The 7,536-nt window shown below is 60.5% G+C and carries 13 protein-coding genes; 12 read left to right on the top strand and 1 reads right to left on the bottom strand.

Annotation, left to right across the window (positions count from 1 at the left end; translation table 11 throughout):
* Window positions 1-171 precede the first annotated feature (171 nt).
* Window positions 172-786: a helix-turn-helix domain-containing protein gene (locus ACXJ7R_RS19785; RefSeq protein WP_457153319.1), complete on the bottom strand. Its 615-nt coding sequence runs from the start codon at window positions 784-786 to the stop codon at window positions 172-174.
* Window positions 787-1,066: 280 nt separating this feature from the next.
* On the opposite strand from ACXJ7R_RS19785, the gene ACXJ7R_RS19790 reads away from it, so the two are divergent.
* The 12 genes from ACXJ7R_RS19790 to ACXJ7R_RS19845 form a co-directional block, all read left to right on the top strand.
* A complete protein-coding gene (locus tag ACXJ7R_RS19790; protein ID WP_457153320.1) occupies window positions 1,067-1,618 on the top strand; it encodes a hypothetical protein in 552 nt (183 codons plus the stop codon).
* 109 nt (window positions 1,619-1,727) lie between these two features.
* On the top strand, window positions 1,728-1,937 hold the full coding sequence (locus ACXJ7R_RS19795; protein WP_457153321.1) for a hypothetical protein: 210 nt from the start codon (window positions 1,728-1,730) through the stop codon (window positions 1,935-1,937).
* A gap of 79 nt (window positions 1,938-2,016) precedes the next feature.
* Window positions 2,017-2,952: a hypothetical protein gene (locus ACXJ7R_RS19800; protein WP_457153322.1), complete on the top strand. Its 936-nt coding sequence runs from the start codon at window positions 2,017-2,019 to the stop codon at window positions 2,950-2,952.
* Window positions 2,953-2,957: 5 nt separating this feature from the next.
* Window positions 2,958-3,647, top strand: coding sequence for a hypothetical protein (locus ACXJ7R_RS19805; protein ID WP_457153323.1), 690 nt, complete (start codon window positions 2,958-2,960; stop codon window positions 3,645-3,647).
* Window positions 3,640-4,062: a hypothetical protein gene (locus ACXJ7R_RS19810; protein WP_457153324.1), complete on the top strand. Its 423-nt coding sequence runs from the start codon at window positions 3,640-3,642 to the stop codon at window positions 4,060-4,062. The genes ACXJ7R_RS19805 and ACXJ7R_RS19810 overlap by 8 nt, the downstream gene beginning before the upstream one ends.
* Window positions 4,063-4,380, top strand: a complete 318-nt coding sequence (locus tag ACXJ7R_RS19815; RefSeq protein ID WP_457153325.1) for a hypothetical protein — start codon at window positions 4,063-4,065, stop codon at window positions 4,378-4,380.
* A 90-nt stretch (window positions 4,381-4,470) separates the two neighbouring features.
* Window positions 4,471-4,821 (top strand): hypothetical protein, encoded by a 351-nt coding sequence (locus ACXJ7R_RS19820; RefSeq protein ID WP_457153326.1) that lies wholly within the window; start codon window positions 4,471-4,473, stop codon window positions 4,819-4,821.
* Window positions 4,818-5,918, top strand: a complete 1,101-nt coding sequence (locus ACXJ7R_RS19825) for an SAM-dependent methyltransferase (protein ID WP_457153327.1) — start codon at window positions 4,818-4,820, stop codon at window positions 5,916-5,918. The genes ACXJ7R_RS19820 and ACXJ7R_RS19825 overlap by 4 nt, the downstream gene beginning before the upstream one ends.
* On the top strand, window positions 5,915-6,124 hold the full coding sequence (locus tag ACXJ7R_RS19830) for a hypothetical protein (RefSeq protein ID WP_457153328.1): 210 nt from the start codon (window positions 5,915-5,917) through the stop codon (window positions 6,122-6,124). Before ACXJ7R_RS19825 ends, ACXJ7R_RS19830 begins: the two co-directional genes overlap by 4 nt.
* A 267-nt stretch (window positions 6,125-6,391) precedes the next feature.
* Complete coding sequence (locus ACXJ7R_RS19835; protein WP_457153329.1) at window positions 6,392-6,667, top strand: hypothetical protein; 276 nt, start codon at window positions 6,392-6,394, stop codon at window positions 6,665-6,667.
* A 2-nt stretch (window positions 6,668-6,669) separates the two neighbouring features.
* Entirely contained in the window at window positions 6,670-6,942 is a 273-nt protein-coding gene (locus tag ACXJ7R_RS19840) for a hypothetical protein (protein ID WP_457153330.1), read from the top strand.
* Window positions 6,943-7,059: 117 nt separating this feature from the next.
* Window positions 7,060-7,536: hypothetical protein (locus ACXJ7R_RS19845; protein ID WP_457153331.1), on the top strand; the 477-nt coding region annotated here is incomplete at its 3' end.

Raw genomic sequence — 7,536 nt, forward strand, 5'->3', positions numbered from 1 at the left:
GGAACACGCAGATACTCGACACCAGACCGCCAGCCATGATGGGAAAATACAACCAGGGGAAACTGGGCCATCGGTCTAGCGATCCTTCTGCGTGAAGTGATCGTAACCAATTTGGTTCTGATTGCAAGTGGTGTGGCTAAAATGGTTACACGGTAGCTAAAAAAAAGCAGATCAGAGTGTGGAAATTCTGAGCCGAGCACGGCCAATGACGTGCAATTCCTCAGGTTTTACCGTCTCATTAATCGCAGCCGGATTGTCGCTGTGGACCGTGACAGTGCCCGTTGTGGTCGGCGAAAGATAGCGCCATTGCACCACGCTGGCGATATCGAGGGCATAAAGGCCTGGTCGTGTTGGTTGGTTGTCATCAGTATCGATGACAAGCGCATCACCTTTGGTGACGAGGCCGTTGGCCTGGGAGGCGTCGACCATCATGAACCGGAGGTTGTGGGCGGATGCATTCGGCAGCATCCGGGTCAGAAATTCGTTTTCAAGAGAGAGTCCTGGTGATTTCGGCCGGCTCTCGCCGTCACTGCGGATCTCGAACACGTGGTTGAAGGGGCTGATGTCGATGCGGGCAAGCTCGGGGAACATGAGTTCCTGGGGCGTGCATTTGAGCACCGCGGCGATCTTCGTCGCCCATTCGGGAGACAGCTTGCGCTCGTCGTCCTCAAGGCGGCCCATCTGCTGGCGCGTGGTGCCGACGCGGCGCGATAACTCGGCCTTGCTGATGCCCAGCTTCTGGCGGAAATGTTTGATTCCGTTCTTCATGACATGGCGGTAGCTCAAAACGATTCCCAGCGAAACTGTGCCAGATCGGTTACAACACTTGACGTGTAACCAGAATGGTGCCAAAACCCGCGCATGGAAAATCTGCATCCCCTTAACAAGTAGCGCGAAGAGCGCAATCTGAGTTCAGCTGAGGTCGGTCGGACGATCGACTGCACTCGGCTGTCGATCGACCGCTATGAGGCCGGTCGGATGCCGAAGCAGCCATACCTCGATCGCATCATCGTTATGACCGGCGGTGAGGTGACGGCAAATGACTGGTTGGGCAAGGAGGCTGCTCATGTCGTTGCGATGCGACAAGCTTCGGCTTGACCCGAGGTACGATCAACAAGGTTCCTCGTTCCGTCCGAAGTCGGTCGGCGCGTTCAACAACTCCCCAAGCCGCGACACCAAACGGTGTCCAGGTATCATCGTCACTCGTCATTCGCAGCCCCCTTGCACAGGTGGCGACAATGGCGCGGAAATTGTTGGAGGTGTCCGACAGGGCATCCGAGAAACCCGACGGGTCGTCGTTCCTTCTCCTGTTTTTTGTGAGGAATCGATGCAAGACATTGCTGCAGTACTACAACAGGTGGTCTTCAAGGCCGCCGGACCTATCAAGCCAGGCATGGGCATCAAGGCCCAGATCAACGCTGCCTGTGACAATCTCGGCTACCCGCGCGGCCACTGGCGCGTGCGGGAAGCCTGGTATGGCGACGCGTCCAACTGGCGGGGCAAAGCCATCTTCGATCTTCTCGGCCGTTACAACCGACTTTGCCAGAAGGCAGGTTCCACGCTGGAACCGGCCAACGATCCTTTGGCCGTGGTCGCTGGGGCCAGGGAGCAGGGCTAGCTATGCCACTCCGCCTGTACTCGGAGACTTGATTTCCTCCGGCAATAACTTGGTCTTATGTCAGCCACGCAATGTTTCAGCCTGAAACATTCCGGAGGATTTAACTAAAATGAAGCAGACTGACGTGGGGCCGACGGTAGACGGCGAAGTTAAAGCCGTGATGGCCGGATTTTGCATGACGGCCAGAAGTATTGGAGCAGCCGCTGCAGAGCATGCTGCAAAGGTGCATCTGGTGGCGGCAGCGGCATATCTGGCAGACACTGTCGGCCCCGGCATGACTAATCAAATCCTATCGGCGGTGTTGTCTTCGATCGGATAGGCTGAACTAAAGACACTGAACGGCAATACCATTTGTAGCTTGTAGGATTGCCGCTCCTCGCAGTTGAGAGAGCGACATCATGACGATCATTACCCGCAAGCGGGCGGACCAGTATGCAATTATCCCGAACGCTGTCGCCAGTGACGACAGGCTGACGTTCGAGGAGCGTGGCGTGCTGGTCTACCTGCTGGCGAAGCCGCACGACTGGAACGTGTCGGTGAAGAACCTCCAGAACCAGGGCGGCATCGGCCGCGACAAGGTCTATCGGATCCTCCAGAAGCTGGAGGATATCGGCTATCTCAAGCGCGAGCAGACCAAGAGTTCAGACGGCCGCTTCGGCGCCTATAACTACACCGTCCACGATGATGCTGTGCCTGAGAGCCTGCCGCTGCCGCGTCCTGAAAATCAGGAAGCGGTCGGACCGTGTCCTGAAAACCAGGAAGCGGCATCACCGCTTCCTGAAAATCCGGTAACTGGTCCACCGGTCAACGGGAAATGCGACACATACAAAGGACTTACTAAAACAATAACTGAATCTTCCCCCCTAACCCCCAAGGGGGAGGAGGGCAGGGATTTTGATATTTTTTGGTCCTCATGGCCGGAGCAGTCACGGCCTGACAATCGGGAGGTAGCGTCAAGGCTGTTCTGCAAGTTGGAGCCCGACGTCAGGTCCAAGGTCCTGGGCGCGGCGGAAGCTTACCGGATCGCAATGGTTCACCGGAACAAGCCAGCACGGATGATCCTGTTCCTTCGCGACCGGCTGTGGGTCGAGTTCGATGGCGCGCCTCCCCTCGACAGCGACGGGAATTTTTACATCACGCCCGATCGTCCCGAGTGGCGGGAGTGGCTGGGATCGATCCGCCGGGAGTACGGCGAAGCGGGCGTGCAGAGCGCGGTCAAACACAAATTTATGAAGCGGAAAACACGGTGGCCGGCCGACCTTTCGCTTGCAAATAGTGTTACCAATTTGGCAACATCTGGAACCGGAACGGCTGCGTCGGCGGATCGAGGTTGATTGGAATGAAGCGTCTTTTTCTCGACACCCCGGTCGACCTGGAGAAGAGGATCGACCGCTTTATCGAGCACATGCGCCATGCCGAGGATATCTTCTTCGCAAAGAACCCGCATGGCCTGCCCACGGCGCGCGACCTTCTCTGGGTCCTGTTCGCCGACGCCGTCGACACGGCGCGCAACATGCCCGACGTCGAGCGCCGCATGGTCGCTAGGGTCGGGTCGGCCATGCCGTCATCGCGAGAGACGGAGCATCAAGCCTATGTGCGCGAGCTGTCACGCATGGCCGACGGCATGCCGCAGTATGACACGACCGAGGTTCGCATCGTGGTCCACGAGTCGGCCGTCGATCGCATGGTCGACATCATGGACTTGCTGCGCTTCGTGCGGGCCGGGCGGGCAGGGCAGGAAGTGCAGCGCTACAAGAGGACGTTCCTGGCGCACGCCGGCGGGCATGGGGTCGAGTTCYGCACCCGCGTCTGGGACCCGTACCGCACCGAGGTGATGTCGAGGCAATCGCTTAACGACGTCAAAAACCGCGTGCTGGGTCAGATCCTCGCCGGCATCGAGCAGGAGTTCGGCCTGGTCCGAACCAGCCGGAGCTTCCGGCGCCTGAGTGTTCGCGAGATCGATCAGCGGCGCAGGGATCGCAAGAAAGAGGAAAAGCAGCGCCGGCGGGAGGAGCAGGAAAATGCTTGATATCGCCATGCCGCGCCATCTCGTGCAGCGCAGAAAGAACGTGGGCTATGCCGCGGTCTGCGCCGTAGGCTTTGACGCCGATCCGGGTGTGTTCCGCCTCGCAACGGCCGAGAACATTGAAGGCCACCTTCCGCAACTCCAGGCAGGCCGGTGGGAGAGGCTTCATTTCGCTCACCTCGTATGGACGCCGGGGCTCCTGGTGGCGCGCACCATCGTGCTTGGCGTCGAACGGTCCCTGGCGAACTGCCATCTCGGGCAGCACTGGTACCGGGCAAGCCTCGACACGCTCAACAGCGTGCTCCTGGCCGAGGCCGTGGCACTGAAATCAGCCATCTGGTCGCATGCCGAACTGATCGTCCGCCTCAAAGGGCAGGCGGATCGGGAAGCCGACCGCTTCGCCGCAGGAATCATCTGAATGTTCCCGACCGCAGATCAGATCGCGCTGGCGATCGTCACGGCTTGCCGGCTGAGCGGCACGAACCCTGTCCTGACGGCGCTTGGTCAGGTGGCGCACAGGGACTCGAGGGGAAGGCATATCGCCTTCGCGGCGCTRCTCGAGGCGTTTCCCGACGCGCGGCGCATGGGGATCGCCAAGTGCTGCGGCTATCGCGGCTACGGCTCTGCCACTGCCAACCTTCCGACCTTCCGAAAGACGCCCTGGTGGCGGGAAGATTGGGTCGAGGAGGTGATCGGCGCCGTCGTGGCCGAGCAATACGGCGACCAAGCGCAATGACCGCCAAACTCTCCCGTTTCATTCGCCGTCTTCGCGCACGGGCAATCCCGCGCGTGTCGTGTCGCGGCATCCACCTGAGGATCAACTAACATGAACGCCATCGACCAGGATCTCGCCAAGCACATCGATGMCGAGCTGACAAATGCCACGCCGCTCGGATCGGTAGAGCCGGAGATGGAGCGGGAGCGCATCGCCACCGTCCACCGCAAGGGCGTCGCCAAATATGAGCAGCGTATCGCCGACACCACCAAGCGGATGAAGAGCAACCTGGAGGAGCTGGAGGTCAACCGCAAGGCTGAGCTGAGACGCCATGAAGCAGAAATGGCCGCCATCGCCGAGCACGTCGAAACGACCAAGGCTTTGGCCGACCGCGACATCACTGCCGATGAGCGCTTGGCCGCATCCTGCCGCGCTGCCTTGGCCCAGCTGGTGCGCGAATGAACGCAGTCGCCCCCTTTGATGCTTCGGGTCTCGCTCAGGTCATCGAGCGCGCTCGGGTGCTGTTTGACGATGGTGACGTCGCTGCGGCGCGCATGCTCGCGGCCGGGGCCTATGACCAGGCCAAGGCGGCAGGCAGCTATGCGACGCGCTTCCATGCCGGCGAGCACMTGATCGCCAAAGCGCGTCGGCTGCAAGGTGACGCGCTGCTGATCGAAGCCCGCGCCAAGATCACGATTGCCACCGAATGGACTGCGGCCCAGGAATCCGGCGAGGCGTCCAAGGGCGGCAGGCCGAAGAAAAGCGTTCCCGACGAGAACGGTTTCACGGCGGCCGAAGCCGGCCTCTCGCGGAAGGAAATCCATGAGGCGCGGAAGCTGGCCGATGCTGAGCGCCGGGATCCTGGTATCGTCGAACGCGCCATCGCCGGCCGCGTCGCCGCCGGACTCGAGCCGAGCCGGGCGAACCTGCGCCTAGCGATCGGCACGGACAGCGCCAGCGCCGCCGAGCGCGGCAACAATCTCTACGAGACCTGTCCGGAGGCCATGCACACGCTGCTGGCGCTGGAGACGTTCGGCGGTCGCATCCTGGAGCCGGCGTGCGGACGTGGCGCGATCTCGCGCATGCTGGAGGCCGCCGGTTATGACGTCGTCCTGTCCGACCTGATCGACTAYGACACCCACGACCGCCATGGCGTCTGCCAGAACGTGCAGGACTTCCTGACCAGCGAGCCCGAGGAAGGCTGTGACGACATCGTCACCAATCCACCCTACGGCTCGGTGCTCAACGCCTTCGTCGCCCATGCGCTGCGCGTGCATCGGCCGGCGAAAATGGCGCTGCTGCTAAACCTGAATTTCTTCTGCGGCTTCGACGATCCCGACCGCAATTTCGCGATGGACGAGAACAAGCCGGCGCGCGTCTACATCTTCACGCGGCGCCTGCCGATGATGCATCGCGATGGCTGGGACGGCAACGAAGCCAGCAGCCGCATGAACACCGGCTGGTTCGTCTGGGAGCAGAACCTTGTCGGCGAATACGCCGGGCCGACCATCACCAGCCGCGTCGACTGGAAGGACTATCAGCCGGGGACGCCGGAATGATGGGCGACTCAATCGTAGTCGACGACGAGGCCAAGCTGGTCACGGTCCGATCGCTGATCGTCTCCAAGCGGACCTGGCTCGACAGTTTTTCAGCTGGTCGCAACAGGCGGCCGGAACACGAGATCGTGGCAAAGCGCCGCGAACTCGTCGTTCTGGAGGCTATCGCCGAAGACTATCGCAAGCGCATCAGCGGGGCGGCGGCATGAAGCACGCCCGCTCCTCTACTGACGTCTCTCAGCGAGACATAGGCGGCTACATGTAAAAGCAGCCATGCCACCTACGAGGCCCCATCCAGCAATAGCGCCTTCATGTGGGTCAACGGCATAACCAATCATTGCTCCAGCCAATCCAGTTGCTATCAACCCAGAGACCCAGATGCCTATTTTCATTTCCCCCTCCACGATGGAATTACAAACTGACCAGCTACCAAACACGCATCTGATAGGCAACTCCATCCGCCAGGAGAGCATGCTTTGAACCACTTCGCAGGCTTCACAACGCCGGTCGTCGGCGGCCACCATGCCATGCTGCGCTTCGCGGAGGACGGCCAGGCCGAGCCGGTGCTCGGCCCGAAAGGCACGCCCATGCTGTTCCCGACCGAGGCAGAGGCATGGAAGGCTGTCACCGAGAACCTGCTGCGCTACTTCAATGGAAATATGAGGCGCGATGGCGAAACCATCACCAGCGCCCGCGACGCGGCCGAGCGCCTTTTCCGCAAGGGCCGGATGATCCCGGTGGAGCACAAATAGACATGGCCAGTTTCCGAGAGGGCTGGGCGCTCAAGTCGCCAACAGCCACCAAGGCTCACTACTTCCGGCGCCCCGGTGTCGGCCTGGCCGTGTCGCTCTGCGGCTCTCAGGACGCAGCCGCCGGCTGGCTGCGGGATCCGGGTGACGTCGACAAATGCGATCGGTGCGCCAGGCTGTTGGCGAAGGAAGTCGCGAAATCGGCCGCTGTGCCGCCAGAGGCAGGCCAGGACGAGCGAGGCGACCATCGGACGTGTGATGGGAAGGCCGGCGACTGACGCTCGTTGGCGGGCTTCTACGCTCGACAAAAAATGCGATTATACGTTTGCGGCCAATATAGGTCTCATCGACCTCAACAGACTTGGACTGGCAAAGGATGCATCGTGGAAAAAGCCGTGAGCACCACCAAATCAGCAACGAAAACGACGCCTAGGGCGAAGATCGATATAAAGGCAATGTTAGATGACTCTAGAGGGAGAGACGTGGCGTGGCTGACGCTGCTCCTTGCCACCGATAGGCAAGCCTTAGAGCTGTTTCGAATTTATGTGACGTTGGGAATAGCGGTTTCATCGGGGCTTGCGGCGGGAGCCGCAAAGCAAGCTTGGGGAGATGAAATATACCCCATTGTTGCCCTTGGCTCGATGTTACTCTGCCTCTTCGTCGGGTGCTTTTACTGTTTGAAGGCGATGCGCCCCGTCGAGATTTCCCTACCTGGCAAAGCGGGTAATTTCTGGCAATGGGCGATGCGTGACGACATAACAGAAACGGCAGCGCTATCGGTGTATTTTGAGTACGCTCAGGCCGCTCAAAACATGAATAGCAAAGTCAACCTGCTCAACTCCGGCGATCTCAATGTGGCAAAGAAACTTGGC

The organism is Mesorhizobium sp. P5_C1 (assembly GCF_054049815.1).